This window comes from Streptomyces sp. SLBN-118 (genome assembly GCF_006715635.1).
GTDB lineage: Bacteria > Actinomycetota > Actinomycetes > Streptomycetales > Streptomycetaceae > Streptomyces.
Genome location: NZ_VFNP01000001.1, coordinates 1688839 through 1710054, shown reverse-complemented (window position 1 = coordinate 1710054; position 21216 = coordinate 1688839). Strand labels below are relative to the sequence as shown.

Here is a 21216-nt window from a genome sequence, read left to right as displayed (position 1 = left end):
GGACGACGAAGGGGACTCGGAGGATGATCACGGAACAATCGCGGCGGCCTCAGGACCGGCTCAGCACCGTCGCCATGACCTCGTACAGCACGCCTTCCGGATCGGGCACCGCTCCCGGCGAGCGCCATGCCACGAAGCCGTCAGGGCGCACCAGTACCGCACCCTGCCCCGTCGCGCTGTGCAGCGCCGCCCAGTCGGTGTCACCCTCCGGCACCAGATCGGCGTCCGGACCCTCGCCGATCGCGTACGCGTCCAGCCGCACGGACAGCCGCTCGGCGACCTTCCGCGCCGCGGCGCGCCACTCGGTGCCCTCGGCGCTCAGCAGCACGAACGACTGCTCGTAGAGGTCCAGCGTGGACTGCCGGCCACCGGGACCGCTCACCCACATGTGCGGAGCCCGGGTGCCCGGGTCGCCCGCCAGCCGCATCCGGTCCGGTACGACGGGACGCTCGGGATCGGCGCCCACGACCGCGCCGCGCGGATAGCCGTACCCCATGGCCACCGACAGGATCCCGCCCTTGGGGCCCCCGCCCGGCATGGGCGGCGGGGCATAGCCGGGGTGACTGTGTTCCGCCGAGCGGACCGAGGCACGCTCGCTCGTCGCCCGGGCCACCGGCTGCCGCTCCGCGCCGTAGGTGTCGAGCAGGCCGGGTCCCGCCGAGCCGTCCAGCACCATCGCCAGCTTCCACGCCAGGTTGTGGGCGTCCTGGATACCGGTGTTGGAGCCGAACGCCCCGGTCGGGGACATCTCGTGCGCCGAGTCCCCGGCGAGGAGGACCCGCCCGCAGCTGTACCGCTCGGCCACGCGTTCCGCCGCGTGCCACGGCGCCTTGCCCGTGATCTCGACATGCAGGCCGGGCGCGCCGACGGCCCGCCGGATGTGCTCGACGCAGCGTTCGTCGGTGAAGTCATCGAGCGTCTCGCCCTGCTCGGGGTGCCAGGGCGCGTGGAAGACCCACTGCTCCGCGTTGTCCACCGGAAGCAGGGCGCCGTCCGCTCCCGGCTTGGTCAGGTAGCAGACGATGAAGCGCTTGTCGCCCAGGACGTCGATGAGGTCCCGGGAGCGGAAGGTGATGCTCACGTTGTGGAACAGATCGCCGTTGCCGCTGTGCCCGATCCGCAGCGCCTCCCTGACCGGGCTGCGCGGCCCGTCCGCCGCCACCAGATAGTCCGCCCGAATGGTGGAGTGCTCACCGGTCTCCCGGTTCTTCACGATCGCCGTGACACCCGAATCGTCCTGCTCGAAGGAGAGCAGCTCGGTGGAGAACCGCAGATCGGCACCTTGCTCGCGCGAGCGCGCCATGAGCTGCGGCTCGATGTCGTTCTGGCTGCACAGACACCAGGCGGACGGGCTGATACGGGCGAGCGTGCCACCCGGGTCGATCTCCTTGAACAGCCACTCCTGGTCGTCGCCGGTCAGCGATCCGGCCTGCATGATCCCGTGATTGTCCGCGAGGACCGCGGCTGCCTGCCGGATCTGCGACTCCACTCCGGCGACCCGGAAAAGCTCCATCGTGCGCACGTTCATGCCGCGTCCGCGCGGATGCGTCGAGGTACCCGAGTGCTTCTCGACCAGCAGAGGTCTGATGCCGTGACGGCCCAGAAACACCGAGGTGGACAGGCCCACCAGGGACCCGCCCACGATGAGGACCTGAACGCGCTCAGCGCTTTTGCCGACGTTTTCATCCATCAGTTACTCCAGCTCCTGCCGCCCTTGGGGGATGCACTTTCCATGCCCTGTGCGACGGAGGTTGCCTCGCCCATTCACCCGCTTGGTTCTCAGCTCTCGCGCCACTCGAAGTACCGGACCACGATCGTTTTCGGGAGCGCCCCCGACTCACGGGAGGCGGACCGTCCGTATCCGCAGGGCTGTTGACCCGCGCGGTGACGCAAAGGAGTGTGAGAGATGACAACCCTGTCGGAACGGATATCTCAGTCCGCCTTCGACGGCTCAAGGCTTCGAGTCGTACTGCTGCTCGACCTCCACGACGGCGCACAGAACGAGTTCCTGGAGGCGTACGAGCACCTGCGCAACCAGGTCGCGTCGGTCCCCGGCCACATCAGCGACCAGCTGTGCCAGTCGATCGAGAACCCGTCGCAGTGGCTCATCACCAGCGAATGGGAGAGCGCGCCGCCCTTCCTGGCCTGGGTGAACAGCGAGGAGCACGTCGAGACGGTCCAGCCGCTGCACGGCTGCGTGCGCGACACCCGCTCGCTGCGCTTCAGCGTTCTGCGCGAGACCGGAAAGACCGTCACCTCCGCGCCCGAGGAGCTCAAGGGCCGCCTGCAGGCATCGCCCAGGCTCGGCGACGGAATCGTCCGGCACGCCCTCACCTTCACGGTGAAGCCGGGCACCGAGAAGAAGGTCGCGAAGATCCTTTCCGGCTACACCTCGCCGTCGGCCCGCGTCGACGAACACACCCGGCTGCGCCGCACCTCCCTCTTCATGCACGGCAACCGGGTCGTACGGGCCATCGAGGTGCAGGGCGACCTACTCGCCGCACTGCGGCACGTGGCCAAGCAGCCCGAGGTCCGTGAGGTGGAGGAGGCCATCAACCCGTACCTGGAGCAGGACCGGGACCTCAACGACCCCAACTCCGCACGGGTGTTCTTCACCCGGGCCGCGTTGCCCGCCGTACACCATGTGGCGGCGGACGGGCAGTCGGGCGAGCTCACGCGGCACGCGCTGTACTACCCGGCCAAGGAGGGCTGCGGCATGGCGCTGGCCCGGCTGCTCGCCAAGCAGGACGAGGCGGCGGCCGAGAGCCCGGACAGCCCCATCGCGAGCAGCACGATCTTCCAGCGCGACGACATCGTGGTCCGGCTCGTCGATCTGACCGGAAAGCTCGAGGCGCAGCCCGCGCTCGCGCTCGGCATGAGCGGTCCGCGCAAGGCCGCCACGCTCGCCCGGCTGCTCGCCGTCGGCGAGGAGGGCGTGCCGGAGTCCGACAAGGAGATGGTGCTCTTCCTCAAGCACTCCGCCATGGAGCTGATCACCGACCGCAACGCGCCGACGGAGTCCTGACCCGTACGTCCGGCGCGTCGCGGCCTGGCAGGCCGAGCCGTCGGGGGCACCGCACCTGGAGGAACCAGACATGACCAAGCACAGCCCACGCATCGTGGATCTCAGCGAGACCCAGCCCAACAGACGGCGCGGCGGTGACCTGCGCGCCATGCTCACCCCGACCGCGGTGGGCGCAACCAGTGGCTTCATGGGCCTTGCCATCGTGCAGCCCGGTGAGCGCATCGGCGAGCACTACCACCCGTACTCGGAGGAGTTCGTGTACGTGGTGAGCGGTCTCCTCGAGGTGGACCTTGACGGCGAGACGCACTCGATGCGGCCCGATCAGGGGCTCATGATCCCCCTGAACGTGCGCCACCGGTTCCGCAACGTGGGGGACGTGGAGGCCCGCATGGTCTTCCACCTCGGCCCGCTGGCGCCGCGCCCCGAACTCGGGCATGTCGACACCGAGCCCACTGAGAACAGCGAAGGCGCCGAGCAGGGCAGGCCGCCGGAACGGACTGGGGCCGTTTCGTGAACCGGCGGGTGGCGGTCACCGGGGTCGGTATCGTCGCCCCCGGAGGAGTGGGCTCCCGCCAGTTCTGGGACCTGCTCGCGAACGGCCGTACGGCGACGCGGGGCATCACGCTCTTCAACCCGGAGGGCTTCCGCTCCCGCATCGCCGCCGAGGTTGACTTCGACCCTGCGGCCCACGGTCTCGACCGGGACCAGGTGGCGCGCTCGGACCGGTACATCCAGTTCGCGCTGGTGGCCGCGCGCGAGGCGATATCCGACGCCGGGCTCGCCCCGGAGCAGCAGGACCCCTGGCGGATCGGGGTCTCGCTCGGCACGGCCGTCGGCGGCACCACGCGCCTGGAGCACGACTATGTCGCGGTCAGCGAATCCGGCGTCCGCTGGGACGTCGACCACCGCCCGGCGGGACCGGATCTGCACCGCGCGTTCTCGCCGAGCACCCTCGCCTCCGCGGTCGCCGAACAGGTCGGTGCCCACGGCCCGGTGCAGACCGTCTCGACGGGCTGCACCTCGGGACTCGACGCGATCGGCTATGCCTTCGCGTCCATCCAGGAGGGCCGGGTCGATGTCTGCATAGCCGGCGCGTCGGACTCGCCCATCTCACCGATCACGGTGGCCTGCTTCGACGCGATCAAAGCGACGTCGCCGAACAATGACGACCCGGCCCACGCATCGCGGCCGTTCGACCTCAACCGGGACGGGTTCGTGATGGGCGAGGGCGGCGCCGTCCTCATCCTGGAGGAACTGGAGCACGCCCGCGCCCGCGGAGCGACCGTCTACTGCGAGATCGCGGGCTACGCCACCTTCGGCAACGCCTACCACATGACGGGACTGACCCCCGAGGGCCTGGAAATGGCCCGGGCCATCGACACCGCGCTCGACCACGCCCGGCTGAACGCCACGGCGATCGACTACGTCAACGCGCACGGTTCGGGCACCAAACAGAACGACCGTCACGAGACGGCCGCGGTCAAACGCTCCCTGGGCGAACACGCCTTCAAGACGCCCATGAGCTCCATCAAATCCATGGTGGGTCACTCGCTGGGCGCCATCGGCGCGATCGAACTCGTGGCCTGCGTCCTGGCCATGGTCCATCAAGTGGTCCCGCCGACCGCGAACTACGAGACCCCCGACCCCGAGTGCGACCTGGACTATGTGCCGCGCACAGCACGCCCCCGGAAGTTGCGCAGTGTGCTCTCCGTCGGCAGCGGGTTCGGCGGTTTCCAGTCCGCGGTCGTCATGACCAGACCGAATGGGAGGGCGCGATGAGCCCCAGCCGGACACGGCGGACGGTCGTCACAGGTATAGGTGCCATAGCCCCCAACGGAGCCGGCACCGAGGTCTTCTGGAAGTCGACCCTGGAGGGCGTCAGTGTGCTCGACCGGGTCACCCGGGACGGGTGCGAGCACCTGCCGCTCCGGGTCGCGGGCGAGGTGCGGGCCTTTGACCCCGGTTCGCTGATCGAGGAGCGCTACCTCGTCCAGACGGACCGGTTCTCGCACTTCGCGATGGCCGCGGCCGATCTGGCCCTCGACGACGCCCGGCTGGGCCGCGCCGACTACGAGGGCTCGCCGTTCGCGGTGGGTGTGGTGACCGCCGCCGGGTCCGGCGGCGGTGAGTTCGGCCAGCGCGAACTGCAAAGGCTCTGGGGGCAGGGCCCCCGCTATGTCGGCCCGTACCAGTCCATCGCCTGGTTCTACGCGGCGAGCACCGGCCAGATCTCCATCCGGGCCGGATTCAAGGGTCCCTGCGGCGTCGTGGCCAGCGACGAGGCAGGCGGGCTCGACGCGTTCGCGCATGCCGCCAGGGCCGTACGCAACGGAGCCGACGCGGTCGTCGTCGGCTCCGCGGAAGCCCCCCTGGCGCCCTACTCGGTCGTGTGCCAGCTCGGCTACGAGGATCTGAGCACCTGTGAGGACCCGGCGCGCGCCTACCGGCCCTTCACATCGGACGCCTGTGGATTCGTGCCCGCGGAGGGCGGCGCCATGCTCGTGGTCGAGGAGGAGACGGCGGCCCTGCGCCGCGGCGCCAAGGCGCGTGCCGTGGTGGCCGGACACGGGGCGACGTTCACCGGTCCCTCCCGCTGGGAGCAGTCCCGCGAGGGGCTGGCCCGGGCGATCAGCGGGGCGCTGACGGAGGCCCGGTGTGCGCCCGAGGAGATCGACGTGGTCTTCGCGGACGCGCTCGGCGTACCGGAGGCGGACCGGGCGGAGGCGCTGGCGATCGCCGACGCGCTGGGCGCACACGGCCGGCGCGTACCGGTCACGGCGCCCAAGACCGGTATCGGGCGGGCCTATTGCGGAGGGCCGGTGCTGGACGTGGCCGCCGCGGTACTGGCCATGGAGCACGGCGTCGTGCCGCCCACGCCCAACGTCTTCGACGTCTGCCACGACCTCAGCCTGGTGACCGGTCGGGCCCGGCCGGCGCAGCTGCGGACCGCCCTGGTGCTCAGCCGCGGCCTCATGGGCTCGAACGCGGCCCTGGTGCTGCGCGGCGCCACCGACACCCCCGAGTGAAAAGGAGAGTCCCCATGTCCGACCGACTGACCATCGAAGAACTGGCCGCCCTGATGAAGAAGGGCGCCGGTCTCACCGTGGACCCCGTCGACCTCGCGAACCGGCCCGACTCCGGCTTCGACGAGTTCGGCCTCGACTCCCTGGGCCTGCTCGGCATCGTCGGCGAGCTGGAGAACCGGCACGGCCGTCCGCTGCCTCCCGACGCGGACCGCTGCAAGACCCCGCGGGAGTTCCTCGACCTCGTCAACAACACCCTCATGACTGGAGCCTGACGTGCCCGGACACACCGAGAACGAGATCACCGTCGCCGCACCCCTGGACCTCGTCTGGGACGTGACCAACGACATCGAGAACTGGCCAGGCCTGTTCAGTGAGTACGCGTCGGTCGAGATCCTGGAACGGAAGGGCAGCACCACCACCTTCCGCCTCACCATGCACCCCGACGACAACGGCAAGGTCTGGAGCTGGGTCTCGGAGCGCACGACCGACCGCAAGGGCCGCACGGTCACGGCCCGCCGCGTCGAGACGGGTCCCTTCCAGCACATGAACATCCGCTGGGAGTACACGGAGGTCCCCGGCGGCACCAGGATGCACTGGACGCAGGACTTCGCGATGAAGCCGGACGCCCCCGTCGACGACGACTGGATGACCGACAACATCAACCGGAACTCCAAGATCCAGATGGAGCTCATCCGGGACAAGATCGAACAGCGCGACCGCGAGCGCCGCGCCGCCGCCGTCAACTGAAGCCGTCCGACGGGGAAACCCGGCCGGGCGAGGAGCCCGGCCAGGAAGGAACCTCCTGTGCACCACGCCCTGATCGTCGCCCGTATGGAGCCGGAGTCGGCTCCGGACATCGCCAAGCTGTTCGCGGCCTCCGACGCCGGCGAACTGCCCCACCTCGTCGGGGTGACCCGGCGCAAACTCTTCCAGTTCGGCGACGTGTATCTGCATCTGATCGAGTCGGAACGGCCGCCCGGCCCCGAGATCGCCAAGGTGACGGAACACCCGTCGTTCAAGGACATCAGCGACCGGCTCCAGGCCTTCGTCAGCCCGTACGACCCGGAGACCTGGCGCAGCCCGAAGGACGCGATGGCCCGTCAGTTCTACGCCTGGGAGCGTGACGCCAGGGCCTGACAGCCGACAGAACCAAACGCCCCGGGCCCGGCTCAGTTGGAGCCGGGCCCGGGGCGTTCGTTGCCTGCAGGATCAGCTGGGGACGACCGACTCGAAGGCGTGCAGATACGCGTTGACGGGCCGGATCGCACCGATGAGCAGGCCCGCAGCGGTGATGCGCTCCACCAGGCTCGCCCTGGTGTGCTTGGCACCGCCGACGTTGAGCAGCAGAAGCAGATCCATCGAGGTGGTGAACTTCATCGAAGGGGTGTCGTCGACGAGGTTCTCGATGACGACGACCCTCGCCCCGGGGCGGGCCGCCGAAACGATGTTCCGCAGGGTCCTGCGGGTGGAGTCGTCGTCCCACTCCAGGATGTTCTTGATGATGTAGAGGTCGGCCTCGACCGGGATGTCCTCACGGCAGTCCCCGGGAACGATGCGCACCCGCTCGGCGAGCGAACCGCCGGTGCGCAGCCGGGGATCCGCCTTCGCCACCACATCGGGCAGGTCCAGGAGCGTGCCCCGGACACTCGGGTGCTTCTCCAGCAGACTGGCCAGCACATGGCCCTGGCCGCCGCCGATGTCGGCGACCACACCCACGCCCGTGAGGTCGAGCAGCTCCGCGACCTCCAGCGCCGACTGCACGCTGGACGTCGTCATGGCCCGGTTGAACACATGCGCCGACTCGTGCGCGTCCTGGTGCAGATACTCGAAGAAGCCCTTGCCGTACAGCTCCTGGAAGACGTTCCCGCCCGAGCGCACCGCCTCGTCCAGCCGGGGCCAGGCATCCCAGGTCCACGGCTCCGTACACCACAGGGCGATATAGCGCAGGCTGCCCGGATCGTCCTCGCGCAGCATGCGGGACATCTCCGTATGGGCGAAGCTCCCGTCCGGCGTCTCGGCGAAGACGCCGTAGCAGGACAGGGCGCGCAGCAGCCGGCGCAGCGGCTGCGGCTCGGTGTTCAGCTCGACGGCGAGCTCCTCGGCCGTCGCGGGTGCCTCGCCGAGCGCGTCGGCGACACCCAGCCGGGCCGCCGCGCGTACGGCGGCGGCGCAGGCCGCACCGAACACGAGCTCCCGCAGGCGCATGCCCGGCGGGGGAGCGGCCGGCTCGGAAGTGGAGCCGGCCGCTGAGGCCGGTCTGGGACTTACGGTGGTCATACCGCCTCGATTCTCCTGGTGAAGGGGAACACCGGTCAGCACATTCCTGCGGGCTCGGAGGCCTGGCAGACATTGCCGGTGAACGTGTTGCCCGTGCCGCCGCCGCGATTGGCGAGATCGGCGGGCTCATTGCCCTGCACCTGGTTGTTCGTGATGACATTGGCGGTGTTCTGGGCGCCCACGAAGCTCTGGAACAGCACGATGCCACCGGACAGCGGTGAGGCGCCGGCGTTGTCCACGACGTAGTTGGCACGGATCACCGTCGACTCGGCGCCGGTGAGGACGATTCCGGAGCCCTGGAGTGCGGGAAGACGGGGGGTGGCCGGGCACGACTTGTTGTTCCTGACGATCCAGTTGGCCCGCAGAGTCATCGCGCCGGCCGCGGGCTTCGACTCGTCGCCGACGACGAACACGCCCGCGCAGTTCCCGGCGATGGCGTTGGAGCGGACAGTGAGGTTCCGGACTCGCCTGACGGTTACTCCGATACGGTTCCCGGTCAGCTGGTTGTTCGCGATCAGGGCGCCGCCGGTGTCGGTCGCCCCGCCCTCGGAGTCGACCATGTTCGCGATGAAGATTCCCGCATCGCCGTTGTCACGGACGATATTGCCCTTGAACATGCCACGGGTGGACCGCTGCTGGGCGATGCCCCAGACCCCGTTCTTCTCCGCTGTCACGTTCCGGACCGTCAGACGGTCGGTGCCGGAGGCCCAGACCCCGTGTTTGGTGAAGCCCGAGAGGGTCAGTCCGCGGATGGTCACGCCGTCGACCGGCTCGGCCGCCGTGCCCATCACGCAGATACCGCTTCCGGCCGCGGTGCAGGCGTTGGGCGCCTGTGAGGTGGCCGCGCCCGGCATGATGACGGTCGCGCTCCCCGACCCGCGCAGGGTCAGATCCGCCTTGGTGACAAGGACGCTCTCGCGGTACGTGCCGGGTGAGACGACGATGGTGTCTCCCGGCTCGGCGGCGTCCACCGCTTCCTGGATCGATTCGCCCGGATGCACCGTGTGCATGGCCGCGGCGGAGGACGGGGCGGCTGCGCCCAGTCCCGAGACCACGACGACTGCGATGCATGTGAGGCACATGAGCTGTCGTTTCGTCATGAGGCGAAGTTATGGGCGATCATGAGGCCCCGCCACACGGCGTGAGCGTATGGATACATAACGTGCGCGAGTGGCCCAAGCGGGGCGGCCGAACAGGTGACGCGGCGTACGGAACCGCGGGCTCCGGCACTGCCGCCGACAGCGCGGGGAACTCGCCGGGGCCATGGGCCTGTTCAGGCGTCCCGCGGAGGCCGGAAAACAGGTTGACGCCTCTCACCGCCTGCGGGCATCGTTGCCTCGTTCCCGGCGGGGGTGTGAAAGCGCTGTGCCGGGCCCCCGTGCGAGAACAGGAGGTGAGGACCGTGATGACTGTCGCTGCGCTGGGCGCTGCCCAGGTCCAGAAGATCATCATTCCCACCCCTGTGGTCTCCGGCTGACCTTCCTTCACCCTTCGCGCCGACGAGCGCGATGCCGGGGCCACCCTTGTGAAGGGTTTCCCTTGTCTTCCTCTTCTTCTTCTCAGGCCTCCTCCCACCCGCTGTCCGGCTACGGCTGGGACGAGAGCTGGGCAGCCGCATTCGCCCCGCACGCCGAGCAGGGGCTGCTGCCGGGCCGGGTCGTACGGGTCGACCGCGGGCAGTGCGATGTCGTCACCGCCGACGGGCTCGTCCGCGCCGACACCGCGTTCGTGACCCCGCACGATCCGCTGCGGGTGATCTGCACCGGTGACTGGGCCGCTGTCGACCGTGACGGTGACCCCCGATTCGTACGGACGTATTTGCCGCGCCGTACCGCCTTCGTACGCTCCACCTCGTCGAACCGCTCCGAGGGGCAGATCCTCGCCGCCAACGTCGACCACGCGATCATCGCGGTCTCGCTCGCCGTCGAACTCGACCTCGGGCGGATCGAGCGGTTCCTCGCGCTCGCGTGGGAGAGCGGGGCGCAGCCGATCGTCGTGCTCACCAAGGCGGACCTCGTGCCCGACGTGACCGGGCTTTCGTATCTCGTCCAGGACGTGGAAACGACGGCACCGGGCGTACAGGTGCTGCCCGTCAGCTCGCAGACCGGAGAAGGCGTCGAAGTCCTCGCCGCGATCGTGTCCGGCGGGACGAGCGTGCTGCTCGGCGTGTCCGGTGCGGGCAAGTCGACGCTGGCGAACGCGCTGCTCGGCGAGGACGTGATGGACGTGCAGGCCATCCGCGACGTCGACGGCAAGGGCCGCCACACCACGACGACCCGCAACCTCCTCGCCCTGCCCGGTGGGGGCGTACTCATCGACACCCCGGGTCTGCGGGGCGTCGGGCTCTGGGACGCCGAGGTGGGTGTCGGGCAGGTCTTCTCGGAGATCGAGGACCTCGCGCAGGAGTGCCGCTTCCACGACTGCGCGCACGAGGCCGAGCCGGGCTGTGCGGTGCTCGCGGCGATCGAGGACGGTTCCCTTCCGGAGCGGCGGCTGGACAGCTACCGCAAGCTGCTGCGTGAGAACAGGCGCATCGTCGCGAAGACGGACGCGAGGCTGCGGGCGGAGATCCGGCGCGACTGGAAGCAGAAGGGGGCGGAAGGGCGGGCGCAGATGCGGGCGAAACGCGGCGACGTGCGGTGACTCCGGGGTGCCAGACGCGGGGGCTCCGCCCCGGGGCCAGTGCGCGGGGGCTCCGCGCCCGGGCCCCACGCTGGGCTCGGGCCCCCGGGCCCCGTGCGCGGGGGCTCCGCCCCGGAGCCCCTGCGCCTCCCCGGCCCCGTTCGCTTGGGCCTCGCCCGGGCCTCCTGCGCCGGGGGCGCCCCGGACAATGCGCTGGGGCTTCGCCCCCGGCCACCGCTCGCTGACGCGGCGGGGCTTGGTGTCCGCAATCGCGCCCGCGGTAACGCCCGGGCGCGGGCTGTGGGGCTTCGCCCCAAGGCCCCTGCGTCGGGACTTCGCCTCGAACTCGCGGCGGGAGGCCGTCCCGGCGGTCGGGCTCCGAGGCGGCCGCCCGCGCGGGGTTCCGCCTCCGGCTCTCGCCCCGTCGCGGCGAGGCTTCGCGTCCCAGTCGCGCCCGCGGTAACGCCGGGGGCGCTCGGCTGAGGCTCCCCCGGGCCCCCGGCGCGAGGGCTTCGCCCCGGCTCCCTCGCGCTGACGTGGCGAGGCTTCGCTTCCGGGACCGAGCCTCGACCTTCCCCAGACCTCGTCCCGGGCCCCGCAGGGGGAAGCGGCTCTGAAGTTGCGGGCGACCGGCGGGAGTTCAAGCCCGTCCGGGTAGGGGGTACACCACCCACTGGCGTACGGAAGGCGCCGCGAAGCCCTCGTCCCGTGGGGTGTGCCCCCTACTCCAGACCCCAGCTGTGGATCTTCTTCGGGCGGATCCGGATCAGCTCCTCACTGAAGTGCGGGCCCAGCTCATGCGGCCCCGTCACCAGTTCTGCCTCGCCCCGGATGTCCACGCCCCGCACCTTCCACGGGCGCAGGCTCACAATGTCGTCGACAACCAGCGCCACCTTCGGATTCACCTGCAGGTTGCGCCACTTCTTCGTCGTCGCGAGGGCGTGTCCGCCGATCAGGATCGTCCCGTCGGCCTGTGGGAAGAAGCCGACCGGGTTCGCCTGCGGCTGGCCCTTGGGGTCGACGGTCGCCAGCCGTCCCAGCCGCTGGGACGCGAGATAAGTGCGCTCGGCCTCGCTGAATTCGGTCATGCACGCAGCCTCACACGCGTACCTCGTCCGCCGCATCGGATACGGGACCGAGTCGGGTCCTAGGACTTTCGTCCGGCTCAGGCCGGGAAGGGGCCAGGACGGGGGAACCGCTCAGCTCGCGATCACCGCGCCGATCCACGCCCCCATGACCAGCAGGCACGCGAACAGCTCCACCAGCACACTCGTCCCCACGGCCCGCATCACCGCCCGGGTCGAGGCCGCCGCGGGCCCGTGCCCGCCCAGCCGTAGCCGTTCCGACCCGTAGATGCCCCCGATGAACCCGGGTATCGCGCCCACCACCGGTATGAGAATGAAGCCGATCAGTGCGCCCACGCCCGCGGACACCACCATCCGGCGGGTGACCCCCACCCCGCGCGGCCGGCGGGGCGGCAGCAGCCACACCAGCACCTGGTCGACGAGCAGGACCAACGTCGAGCCCACCAGCAGCGCCCAGGCCGTTCCGGTCTTCTCGTGCAGCGACCACCACATGACCGAGGCCCACACCAGCCACCGCCCCGGCACACCGGGAATGAGTACCCCGAGCAGGCCCAGCAGCATCACCAGGCCCACCAGCAGGAGCTGCCACACGCCCATCTGCCAAGGGTGCAGGATCCCGCTCAACCGCGCAGGTCGCGAGCCACCCAGCCCTTCGCGTACGCCTGCCAGCCGAGCTGAAGCCGCGTCGTCACACCCGTCAGCTCCATCAGCCCCTTCACCCGGCGCTGAACGGTCCGCAGTCCCAGGTCCAGCTGTTTGGCCACACTCGCGTCCGTCATCCCGGCGAGCAGCAGCGAAAGGATCTCCAGATCCGCGGCGTCAGGCCCGGGAGTCGCCTCCTCGCAGATGTCACCGCGCGCGCCGAGCCGCAGCGGCAGGGCGTCCCGCCACACCGCCTCGAACAGGCTCGTCAGCGACTCGAGGAGCCCACTCGCATGGACGACGAGAGCCGCGGGCTCGGCTCCCCGTCCGGTCAGGGGCACCATCGCCAGGGTCCGGTCCGCGACGACCAGCTTCGTCGGGACCCGGTCCACCACCCTGACCTGTTCGTCGCGGCCGAGCGCCGCGCTCAGTTCGGCCGTCCCGGCGGGCATGGTCAGCACGTCGCGTTCGACCACCACGCGGTAGGTGACGCCGCGCGTCGCCGCCTTCTCCTCGGCGTCGTTGTCCGTTCCGGCGACCACGACCGGATGGCCGGTGACCAGGGCGCAGACCTCCTCGGCCGCACCCAGCTGCAGCTGGAGGAAACGGTGAGCGACGGCGCTCGCGCCCGTCACCACCTCCACCAGATCGTGCACGGCGGGTTCGACGGCCTGCGCGCGGTACTCCTCGGCGAGCAGCGCCGCCGCCAGTTCGGCCTGATCCAGCTCGTGCCGCTGCTGGGTCAGCAGCGCCCCGAGCGCCACTCCGGGCGGCGCAGCCACCCAGCGTCCCGTACACGCCGAGGACTGTGCGGCGAGGCCCTGTTGCTCCAGCCTGCGCAGCGCGCGTTCCATGTCCGGCTCCGGCAGGGCCAGCCGGTGCGCGAGATCGGTGACCTCCGCCGCCCCGAGCGCGACGAGCGCGCGGTATGCCGACTCCTGTCTCTCATCGAGACCTATCGCTCCCAGCACAGACCCCACCCCTCCACGACGTGCACTTCGCCGGCCGCAATGGCGGAAACCGGCCACGGCGTATTTCCGCCGCGCACATCATCCCTGCTCCGGCCGCCCCCGTGCCAATGTGGCGCACCGCAGGCCCAACTGACGGACGCCGGCGGCCACTGCGCCCACCAGCTCGTGGCCGACGCGTACGCCCGCGCGCCGACCACGAAACGGTCCGCCGGACGCCCTCCCGTGGGGGGTGGGGACGCCTGGCGGACCACTTCTTGGTTGCCTCATTTTCGGGATGCCCCGTTTTCGGTGCGGCCGTGCGGTGGACAATAAGGGCATGAGTCAGCAGGGGGAAAGGCCCGCCACCGAGGACGACTGGTGGAACCGGCTGTACGCCGCGTCCGCTCCGGACACCGGGCCGGGGGCGAGAGCGGGCGACACGCTTGACGACCGATTCGACTCCGCAGTGGACGCGGTCGCAGCGGACGACGCACCCGAGCCGCGGGACCCGGACCCGGACCTGGACCCTGAGTTCGAGCCGGAGTTCGACCCGGACCTGGACCTCGACCCCGAGTCGGACCCGGACCCGGCGCCTGAGCGGGGGCGTCCACGCGCCTGGTGGGAGACGCCCGCGGACGTCCCCGCCCCCCTTCCGCCCACCGCGCCCCCGCGGCAACGTGTCCCGTGGGAACCGCCGCGCACCGAGCCCCCGCCCGCGCCGCTACCGCCCGCGCCCCTACCGCCCGAGCCGCCGCGCCCCGCCCAGCCGCCCGCCCAAGTCCCGCCCCCCGCCCAGGAGTCGGCCGCCCCTCCGGCCGCCCCTCCGGCCGCGCCTCCCGCCCGTCCCCAGGTCGGTCACCTCGGCGACGGCCCGCCGACCTACGACGCCGAGCCCACCGCTCTGCCCCCGGCCCGGCCTCAGGACCTCGACGAACTCGTCGCCGACACCGTGCTCGACGGCGCCCGTTACGGCACGTACATCCTGCGCGCCGCCTCCATCCGCGGCGACTCCGCGCGCTACCGTGGCGAACCCCGCCGCGACGCCCTGCTCACCGCCCGCTTCGGCACCGGCGATGCCGCGCTCGTCCTGGTCGCCGTAGCCAGCGGCGCCCGTGCCGCCGAGAGCGCCCATCTCGCCGCGGCCGACGCCTGCCGCTGGATCGCCGCAGCCGTCGGCCGCAGCCACGCCCGGCTCTCCGACGACATCAGGGCAGGCCGCCGCGGCGACCTCAAATCCGGGTTGCACCGGCTCACCGACCGCAGCTTCGGCCGGCTGCGCACCAGTGCCGCCGAGCAAGGCGTCCAGCCGGAGGAGTACAGCGCCCATCTGCGTTGTCTGCTGCTCTCCGCCGATCCCGCCTGCCGCACCCGGGTGTTCTTCGGCGTCGGCGGCGGCGGTCTCTTCCGCCTGCGTGACGGCGCCTGGAAGGACATCGAGCCCATGGTCCCCGAGCCCACGGCCGTCACCGGCGACCCCGTCGTCGGCTTCGGGTCACCGCCCGCCGAGACCCCTGAGGGCGACCGGCTCACCATGGATCTGGGGATCGCGACGCCGCCCTCGCCGTACATCGAGGCACCGCCCCCGCCACCGGCCGAGCCGTTCCGCTTCCGAGCCTCCGTAGCCCGCCCGGGCGACACTCTGCTGCTGTGCAGCACGGGCCTGGCCGAGCCGCTGCGTAGCGAGCCCGCCCTCGCACAGGAACTGTCCGCGCGCTGGTCCGCGGCCGAGCCGCCCGGCCTGGCGGCGTTCCTCGCCGACGCCCAGCTGAGGGTGAAGGGGTACGCCGACGACCGTACGGCTGTCGCCGTCTGGGAGGCGTGAGCGCTGCCGCCGTGGGTTGATGGATGTTCAGGCCCGTTCGGCGGAGAAAGGGTACGCATTCCATGGCCAAGCAGAGTGTGGCGGAGCAGTTCGTCGACATCCTCGTCCGCGCCGGCGTCCAGCGGCTGTACGGAGTCGTCGGCGACAGCCTCAACCCCGTCGTCGACGCCATCCGCCGCAACTCCGCCATCGACTGGATCCAGGTCAGGCACGAGGAGACCGCCGCCTTCGCGGCCGGCGCCGAGGCCCAGATCACCGGGAAGCTCGCGGCCTGCGCGGGATCCTGCGGCCCCGGCAACCTGCACCTCATCAACGGGCTGTACGACGCCCACCGCTCCATGGCCCCCGTGCTGGCCCTCGCCTCGCACATCCCCTCCAGCGAGATCGGCCTCGGCTACTTCCAGGAGACGCATCCCGACCAACTGTTCCGCGAGTGCAGCCATTACAGCGAGCTGATCTCCAACCCGCGGCAGATGCCCCGGCTGCTCCAGACGGCGATCCAGCACGCGATCGGCCGCGGCGGCGTCAGCGTCGTGTCCCTGCCGGGGGACATCGCGTCGCAGGCCGCGCCCGAGAAGTCCGTCGAGCACGCGCTGGTCACCTCCCGCCCCACGGTGCGGCCCGGGGACTCGGAGATCGACAAGCTGGTCCGGATGATCGACGAGGCGGACCGGGTCACGCTCTTCTGCGGCAGCGGCACGGCGGGCGCGCACGCCGAGGTAATGGAGTTCGCCGAGCGCGTCAAGGCGCCGGTCGGGCACGCGCTGCGCGGCAAGGAGTGGATTCAGTACGAGAACAGGTTCGACGTGGGCATGAGCGGTCTGCTCGGCTACGGAGCGGCGTACGAGGCCACCCACGAGTGCGACCTGCTGATCCTGCTGGGCACGGACTTCCCGTACAACGCCTTCCTCCCCGACGACGTCACGATCGCCCAGGTCGATGTCAGGCCCGAGAATCTCGGCCGCCGCTCAAAGCTGGACCTTGCCGTCTGGGGCGACGTACGCGAGACGCTGCGCTGCCTCACGCCGCGCGTGCGCGCCAAGACGGACCGCAGGTTCCTCGACAAGATGCTGAAGAAGCACGCCGACGCACTCGAGGGTGTCATCAAGGCCTACACCCGCAAGGTGGAAAAGCACGTCCCGATCCACCCCGAGTACGTCGCATCCGTGCTGGACGAACTCGCCGACGACGATGCCGTGTTCACCGTGGACACCGGGATGTGCAATGTGTGGGCCGCGCGCTATCTCACCCCCAACGGCCGCCGCCGGATCATCGGCTCCTTCAGTCACGGCTCGATGGCCAACGCCCTGCCGCAGGCGATCGGCGCGCAGTTCATCGACCGTGACCGCCAGGTCGTCTCGATGTCGGGCGACGGTGGATTCACCATGCTGATGGGTGACTTCCTCACCCTCGTCCAGTACGACCTGCCCGTGAAGATCGTGATCTTCGACAACTCCTCGCTGGGCATGGTCGAGTTGGAGATGCTCGTCGCGGGACTTCCCTCGTACGGGACTACCAACCGCAATCCCGACTTCGCGGCGATCGCGCGTGCGGCCGGTGCGTACGGTGTCCGGGTCGAGAAGCCCAGGCAGTTGGCCGGCGCGCTCAAGGACGCCTTCCGGCACAAGGGCCCGGCCCTGGTGGATGTGGTCACCGACCCGAACGCGCTGTCCATCCCCCCGAAGATCAGCGCCGACATGGTCACGGGCTTCGCGCTCTCGGCCAGCAAGATCGTGCTGGACGGCGGCGTGGGCCGGATGGCGCAGATGGCTCGCTCCAACCTCCGAAACGTACCGAGGCCCTGAGCCCGGCAGGCGTGTGATGGGTACATCGACATGAGTGGTGCTCTCCACTCGGGGCATGCATCTCCGTGAGCGTGTTCGACAAAGGGAGTCGTTTCGGAGAAGGGCTGTGCCGACGTGCGGGTGGGGATGATGACGGGGCGTCAGGGAGGGGCCGGGCCGACGGTGAGCGGGCGCGGCCGGGAACCTGGGAGGCAGGGGGAACCGGGCGGTCGGCTGCGTCGCAGGCTGGGCTCTGCGGATCTCACGGCGGTTCCTGAAGTACGACGTGCTTTACGGGAGTTATTAGGGCACTGGGGGGAGCAGGACCCGAAGGACGTGGCCGAGCTGCTGGCCAGTGAGCTGGTGACCAACGCACTGGTTCACACTGATGACGGCGCGGTCGTCACGGCGAGCGTCGCGGCGTCCACCCTCCGCGTGGAGGTACGGGACTTCATGGCCGGACTGCCGGTGCCGCATGCACCCCCGGCGCACCTGGACACCCATGGCCGCGGGCTTGTGCTGGTAGAGAGCCTGGCCGACGCGTGGGGCGTCCAGACGCACGGTGTGGGCAAGGTCGTCTGGTTCGAACTGCACGGAAGGCCGGTCTGACCTTCGCAGACCGGCCTTCGTGCGGGTGCGGCTGTGGCGCGTCCTGGACGGTCTGCGTGCCCTCAGCCGAATTGCTGCTCGAGATCCTTGAGCTTCCGCTCCAGGGAGTCGAGACGCGGCAGCGCCTGGGTGTCGTCCTCGGCGGTGAGGTCGATCGTGCGCGACTCAGTGCCGCCCGCCTGTTTCACGGCCTGGAGGGAGGGCCGGGCGCGAAGCGGCAGCATTCCCGGCTCGGCTATGGCAGGCTCCGCGACGGACGCGACGCTGCCGGAGCCGGTCTGCGCCGAACCGTTTGCGGAGCCCAGGGCGGGCAGTTCCTGGCGCAGTTCGGACAGGCGGTGGCGCCCGCGTCCCCATGCCCGGTGCTGCCGGTTGAGTGCCCTGATCTGCGCCCGTTCCATCTTCTCCCGGTCCCGCCTCCGCAGGCGGTTCTGCTCCTTCAGCTGCCGGTCCTCGCGGACTTCCTCCACCGCCTCGTCCAGGGTGCGTACGCCCTCCAGGAGCATCAGCGACCAGGCGGCGAAGGTCTCCCGGGGAGCGCGCAGCCAGCGCACGACACGGATCTGCGGCAGCGGGCGGGGTACCAGGCCCTGTTCGCGCAGTGCCGCCCGGCGGGTCTGCTTGAGCGCCCGGTCGAACAGGACGGCTGCCGACAGCGACATCCCCGAGAAGAACTGAGGGGCCCCGTCGTGGCCGAACCCCCTTGGTGCGTGGACCCAGTTGAACCAGGCGGCCGCGCCCGCGAACAGCCACACCAGCAGCCGCGAGCCGAGCGCCGCGTCACCGTGGCTGGCCTCGCGCACGGCCAGTACCGAGCAGAACATGGCGGCGCCGTCGAGTCCGAAGGGGACGAGGTACTCCCAGCCTCCGGTGAGGTTCAGATTCTGCTGGCCGAAGCCGACGAGGCCGTGGAACGAGAGTGCGGCGGCGACGGCGGCACAGCAGAACAGGAGCACATAGGAGGCCGTGCCGTAGATCGCTTCCTTGCGTCGCCGGCGCTCCTCGCTCCGTTCCCAGGAGTCGTCGGCCGCGGCCTCGCCACCGGCGCGCTTGCCGCGCGCGAGCACCGCCACCGCGCCCAGGCACCCCAGGAGCATCACGCCGCCAGGAAGCAGCCACAGCGATATGTCGGTCAGTCTCATGGGCGGTGTCCCTTGCATCGCGGTAGAGCGTTTCGGCCGCCATAGTGGCCGAAGTCCCAGCGCCCTCAGGGGGTTTCGGGGCAAGAGAACGCCAATGGGGCGCTGTGGCATACAGATAGGGGTGATTCCCTCGAACCGCCGTACGAGTAAAGGAAGTTGGTTCGATTTACCTCACCCGGTCGGGTGGCGTGTCAACCGGCGTGCGAGAGGTCAGAGGCCCGGCCGCAGCCGGTTCACGCGGTCCGCGTCGCAGGTGCGCGGACAGGTGACGCAGGTGTCCTCCGGCCGCAGCGTGTAGAAGAGGCAGCAGCCGGCCCGGTCGCGGGTCGGCAGCACCTCGCCGCCCGGGCCCGTGAGCCCACGGAAGCCGGCGGTCCCCACGTACGGCTTGGTGGTGCCCGGCAGCAACCGCTCCAGCTCCGCCGTCGCGCGCTGCTCCTCGCCGAGCAGATGCCCGACGTGCCACAGGCCCTCGACGACCTCGTCGGTCGCCATGCCCCACAGCGCACGCCGGCCGCGGCGCATCCGCGGAGCGAAGCCGTCCAGTACGGGACCGACGTGCTCGGCGACGGCGTCACGCACCGCGGCGCGCAGTGCCTCCTCGTCCGGCACGACGCGGGCGCCGGGCAACTGCCCGGCCCGGTCGCCCGGCAGGCAGGTGAATTCCCTCACGCGGACCGTCATACGGCCGAGCGTCCGATGGAAGGCGACGTCCTCGACGGGCAGCCGGGGCACGCGGCGGTGGAGAAACCAGGGGACCGTGATCAGCAGACAGGCGGGCCAGGCGTAGCGGTGCAGGCCGAGGCCGGCGATGACGTCGGGCCGGGCCTGCTGTCCGTAATCCCGCAGGATCTGTGCGTTGTCCCAGGCGAGAAAGGCGTCGAGGGCGGGCCCGCCGGCTGCGAGTTCCGCGGCACCCACCCAGCCGGCGCCGACGGGGGCCCGCTCGCCGTCCGTGAGCTCCCGGATCCGGAGCCCGGAGAAGACCTCGGCCAGGCGCGCGTAGGCGTCCTGGACGGGCGAGGCAAGGGCGGGCGTCAGGGCGGGAACGGTCATGCCGGGGACCACCGAATCACGATCGTTAGCAGGTTAGCCTTACCTTACCCGACGTGATCGGTGTTTGAACTGTCGCTCTGTCCGCCTATGGTGCACAAAGGGCCCCCGCGTACGCGAGCGGCCCGGACCGCCGTCCGGAGGAGGAGCCGAGTGGAGCAGGCCCGAGCGGGCGACGCCGCGACGCCGCTTTTCGCGTCCGCGTACGTCCCCGAACAGGCAGGTCCGGCGGACTCTCCTCCTGCCCGCCCCCGCATCCCGGAACAGGCCCGCGGCGAACACACCCACAGCGAGTCCCTCTCGCCGGACACGGCACCCCGCACGGTCCAGCGCCACTCGGTCCGCGGCCAGATCCTCGAAGCCCTGCGCACGGCCCTCGTCGACGGTGAGCTGGCCCCCGGCGAGGTCTACTCCGCGCCCGTCCTCGGCGAACGCTTCGGCGTCTCGGCGACCCCAGTACGCGAGGCGATGCAGCAGCTCGCCACCGAGGGCGCGGTCGAGGTCGTCCCCAATCGCGGCTTCCGCGTCACCGTCCGCAGCGCCCGCGAACTGGCCGAACTCGCCGAGGTCCGCGCCCTGATCGAAATCCCGGTCATGCTCCGCCTGGCCCGCACGATCCCGGCCGCCCGCTGGTCGGCGCTGCGCCCCCTGGCCGACGCGACGGCGGCCGCGGCGGCGACGGGCGACCGCGCGGCCTACGCGGAGACGGACCGCGCCTTCCACCGCGCGGTACTCGCCCTGTCGGGCAACCAGCAACTGGTGATGGTCGCGGACGACCTCCACCGGCGCTCCCAATGGCCCCTGACAAGCGCCCCGGTCACCCGCCGCGCCGACCTGGTGGCGGACGCGGCGGAACACATGGCACTGCTGGAGGCCCTGGTCGCCCAGGACCTGACGGTGGTGCAGTCGCTGGTGCGGGAGCACTTCACCGGCGCGGAGGCCTGACGGCCGTCTCGCCGCGGTATCTGTCGGCGGACGAGCGGATCACCATCGCCGACCTCCTGCGGGCCAAGAAGTCCATACGCGCGATCGCCCGCGAGCTGGGCCGTGACCCCGCCACGATCAGCCGGGAGGTACGCCGCAACCGCGACCGCGCACAGGCAAGTACCACCCGTATCAGGCCCAGCGGCGAGCTGCCGTGCGCCGAGATCGGCAGAGGTAACGAAGCACTACAAGGTC

General features: G+C 70.8%; 20 protein-coding genes and 1 pseudogene. 13 read left to right on the top strand and 8 right to left on the bottom strand.

Going from position 1 to position 21216, the window contains the following annotated elements; genetic code table 11:
- Window positions 1-49: 49 nt before the first annotated feature.
- Window positions 50-1690, bottom strand: a complete 1641-nt coding sequence (locus FBY35_RS07725) for an FAD-dependent monooxygenase (RefSeq protein ID WP_142213059.1) — start codon at window positions 1688-1690, stop codon at window positions 50-52.
- Between the two features lie 216 nt (window positions 1691-1906).
- On the opposite strand from FBY35_RS07725, the gene FBY35_RS07720 reads away from it, so the two are divergent.
- The 7 genes from FBY35_RS07720 (at window position 1907) to FBY35_RS07690 (ending at window position 7188) form a co-directional block, all read left to right on the top strand.
- A complete protein-coding gene (locus FBY35_RS07720) occupies window positions 1907-3025 on the top strand; it encodes a SchA/CurD-like domain-containing protein (RefSeq protein WP_142213058.1) in 1119 nt (372 codons plus the stop codon).
- A gap of 70 nt (window positions 3026-3095) precedes the next feature.
- On the top strand, window positions 3096-3539 hold the full coding sequence (locus FBY35_RS07715) for a cupin domain-containing protein (protein WP_142213057.1): 444 nt from the start codon (window positions 3096-3098) through the stop codon (window positions 3537-3539).
- A complete protein-coding gene (locus tag FBY35_RS07710; RefSeq protein ID WP_142213056.1) occupies window positions 3536-4804 on the top strand; it encodes a beta-ketoacyl synthase in 1269 nt (422 codons plus the stop codon). Before FBY35_RS07715 ends, FBY35_RS07710 begins: the two co-directional genes overlap by 4 nt.
- Window positions 4801-6051: a ketosynthase chain-length factor gene (locus tag FBY35_RS07705; RefSeq protein ID WP_142213055.1), complete on the top strand. Its 1251-nt coding sequence runs from the start codon at window positions 4801-4803 to the stop codon at window positions 6049-6051. The genes FBY35_RS07710 and FBY35_RS07705 overlap by 4 nt, the downstream gene beginning before the upstream one ends.
- A 14-nt stretch (window positions 6052-6065) precedes the next feature.
- Entirely contained in the window at window positions 6066-6323 is a 258-nt protein-coding gene (locus tag FBY35_RS07700; RefSeq protein WP_142213054.1) for an acyl carrier protein, read from the top strand.
- A 1-nt stretch (window position 6324) separates the two neighbouring features.
- Complete coding sequence (locus FBY35_RS07695; protein ID WP_142213053.1) at window positions 6325-6798, top strand: SRPBCC family protein; 474 nt, start codon at window positions 6325-6327, stop codon at window positions 6796-6798.
- A 57-nt stretch (window positions 6799-6855) separates the two neighbouring features.
- Window positions 6856-7188 carry a TcmI family type II polyketide cyclase gene (locus FBY35_RS07690; RefSeq protein WP_142213052.1) on the top strand — a complete coding sequence of 111 codons (333 nt, stop codon included), beginning with the start codon at window positions 6856-6858 and terminating at the stop codon, window positions 7186-7188.
- Between the two features lie 72 nt (window positions 7189-7260).
- On the opposite strand, the gene FBY35_RS07685 is transcribed toward FBY35_RS07690, so the two are convergent.
- Window positions 7261-8328: a methyltransferase gene (locus FBY35_RS07685; RefSeq protein ID WP_142213051.1), complete on the bottom strand. Its 1068-nt coding sequence runs from the start codon at window positions 8326-8328 to the stop codon at window positions 7261-7263.
- Between the two features lie 35 nt (window positions 8329-8363).
- Window positions 8364-9428, bottom strand: coding sequence for a nitrous oxide reductase family maturation protein NosD (locus FBY35_RS07680; protein WP_142213050.1), 1065 nt, complete (start codon window positions 9426-9428; stop codon window positions 8364-8366).
- Window positions 9429-9867: 439 nt separating this feature from the next.
- Here FBY35_RS07680 and rsgA point away from each other — a divergent pair, with 439 nt between their 5' ends.
- Window positions 9868-10971, top strand: coding sequence for a ribosome small subunit-dependent GTPase A (gene rsgA, locus FBY35_RS07675; protein WP_142213049.1), 1104 nt, complete (start codon window positions 9868-9870; stop codon window positions 10969-10971).
- Between the two features lie 701 nt (window positions 10972-11672).
- Here the strand turns inward: rsgA and FBY35_RS07665 are convergent.
- The 3 genes from FBY35_RS07665 to FBY35_RS07655 all read right to left on the bottom strand — a co-directional run bounded on the left by FBY35_RS07665 (window position 11673) and on the right by FBY35_RS07655 (window position 13648).
- Window positions 11673-12038: a PPOX class F420-dependent oxidoreductase gene (locus tag FBY35_RS07665; protein ID WP_142213047.1), complete on the bottom strand. Its 366-nt coding sequence runs from the start codon at window positions 12036-12038 to the stop codon at window positions 11673-11675.
- Between the two features lie 111 nt (window positions 12039-12149).
- The gene (locus tag FBY35_RS07660; protein WP_142213046.1) at window positions 12150-12632 is read right to left on the bottom strand and encodes a DUF456 domain-containing protein; all 483 of its coding nucleotides are present in this window, start codon (window positions 12630-12632) and stop codon (window positions 12150-12152) included.
- A 23-nt stretch (window positions 12633-12655) separates the two neighbouring features.
- Window positions 12656-13648 (bottom strand): helix-turn-helix domain-containing protein, encoded by a 993-nt coding sequence (locus tag FBY35_RS07655; RefSeq protein ID WP_142213045.1) that lies wholly within the window; start codon window positions 13646-13648, stop codon window positions 12656-12658.
- 316 nt (window positions 13649-13964) lie between these two features.
- On the opposite strand from FBY35_RS07655, the gene FBY35_RS07650 reads away from it, so the two are divergent.
- The 3 genes from FBY35_RS07650 to FBY35_RS07640 all read left to right on the top strand — a co-directional run bounded on the left by FBY35_RS07650 (window position 13965) and on the right by FBY35_RS07640 (window position 17842).
- Window positions 13965-15449: a protein phosphatase 2C domain-containing protein gene (locus FBY35_RS07650; RefSeq protein ID WP_142213044.1), complete on the top strand. Its 1485-nt coding sequence runs from the start codon at window positions 13965-13967 to the stop codon at window positions 15447-15449.
- A gap of 62 nt (window positions 15450-15511) precedes the next feature.
- A complete protein-coding gene (locus tag FBY35_RS07645; RefSeq protein ID WP_142213043.1) occupies window positions 15512-17254 on the top strand; it encodes a pyruvate dehydrogenase in 1743 nt (580 codons plus the stop codon).
- A 129-nt stretch (window positions 17255-17383) separates the two neighbouring features.
- Entirely contained in the window at window positions 17384-17842 is a 459-nt protein-coding gene (locus FBY35_RS07640; RefSeq protein ID WP_142214959.1) for an ATP-binding protein, read from the top strand.
- A 62-nt stretch (window positions 17843-17904) separates the two neighbouring features.
- On the opposite strand, the gene FBY35_RS07635 is transcribed toward FBY35_RS07640, so the two are convergent.
- Window positions 17905-18984, bottom strand: coding sequence for a DUF2637 domain-containing protein (locus FBY35_RS07635; protein ID WP_142213042.1), 1080 nt, complete (start codon window positions 18982-18984; stop codon window positions 17905-17907).
- Window positions 18985-19194: 210 nt separating this feature from the next.
- Window positions 19195-20040, bottom strand: a complete 846-nt coding sequence (locus tag FBY35_RS07630) for a (2Fe-2S)-binding protein (protein WP_142213041.1) — start codon at window positions 20038-20040, stop codon at window positions 19195-19197.
- A 150-nt stretch (window positions 20041-20190) separates the two neighbouring features.
- Between FBY35_RS07630 and FBY35_RS07625 the strand changes: the two genes are divergently transcribed.
- Together FBY35_RS07625 and FBY35_RS37985 are read left to right on the top strand one after the other, a co-directional pair.
- The gene (locus FBY35_RS07625) at window positions 20191-20982 is read left to right on the top strand and encodes a GntR family transcriptional regulator (RefSeq protein WP_260848554.1); all 792 of its coding nucleotides are present in this window, start codon (window positions 20191-20193) and stop codon (window positions 20980-20982) included.
- 11 nt (window positions 20983-20993) lie between these two features.
- Window positions 20994-21196: pseudogene (locus FBY35_RS37985) on the top strand (helix-turn-helix domain-containing protein); the annotation flags it as partial.
- Window positions 21197-21216: the final 20 nt, after the last annotated feature.

Excerpts from the sequence above, each read along its gene's own strand:
- FBY35_RS07705 (WP_142213055.1), top strand. The coding sequence starts at position 4,801 with ATGAGCCCCAGCCGGACACGGCGGACGGTCGTCACAGGTATAGGTGCC.
- FBY35_RS07660 (WP_142213046.1), bottom strand. The coding sequence starts at position 12,632 with ATGGGCGTGTGGCAGCTCCTGCTGGTGGGCCTGGTGATGCTGCTGGGC.
- FBY35_RS07715 (WP_142213057.1), top strand. The coding sequence starts at position 3,096 with ATGACCAAGCACAGCCCACGCATCGTGGATCTCAGCGAGACCCAGCCC.
- FBY35_RS07645 (WP_142213043.1), top strand. The coding sequence starts at position 15,512 with ATGGCCAAGCAGAGTGTGGCGGAGCAGTTCGTCGACATCCTCGTCCGC.
- FBY35_RS07630 (WP_142213041.1), bottom strand. The coding sequence starts at position 20,040 with ATGACCGTTCCCGCCCTGACGCCCGCCCTTGCCTCGCCCGTCCAGGAC.
- FBY35_RS07685 (WP_142213051.1), bottom strand. The coding sequence starts at position 8,328 with ATGACCACCGTAAGTCCCAGACCGGCCTCAGCGGCCGGCTCCACTTCC.
- FBY35_RS07725 (WP_142213059.1), bottom strand. The coding sequence starts at position 1,690 with ATGGATGAAAACGTCGGCAAAAGCGCTGAGCGCGTTCAGGTCCTCATC.
- FBY35_RS07720 (WP_142213058.1), top strand. The coding sequence starts at position 1,907 with ATGACAACCCTGTCGGAACGGATATCTCAGTCCGCCTTCGACGGCTCA.
- FBY35_RS07680 (WP_142213050.1), bottom strand. The coding sequence starts at position 9,428 with ATGACGAAACGACAGCTCATGTGCCTCACATGCATCGCAGTCGTCGTG.
- FBY35_RS07700 (WP_142213054.1), top strand. The coding sequence starts at position 6,066 with ATGTCCGACCGACTGACCATCGAAGAACTGGCCGCCCTGATGAAGAAG.
- FBY35_RS07665 (WP_142213047.1), bottom strand. The coding sequence starts at position 12,038 with ATGACCGAATTCAGCGAGGCCGAGCGCACTTATCTCGCGTCCCAGCGG.
- FBY35_RS07650 (WP_142213044.1), top strand. The coding sequence starts at position 13,965 with ATGAGTCAGCAGGGGGAAAGGCCCGCCACCGAGGACGACTGGTGGAAC.
- FBY35_RS07635 (WP_142213042.1), bottom strand. The coding sequence starts at position 18,984 with ATGAGACTGACCGACATATCGCTGTGGCTGCTTCCTGGCGGCGTGATG.
- FBY35_RS07640 (WP_142214959.1), top strand. The coding sequence starts at position 17,384 with ATGACGGGGCGTCAGGGAGGGGCCGGGCCGACGGTGAGCGGGCGCGGC.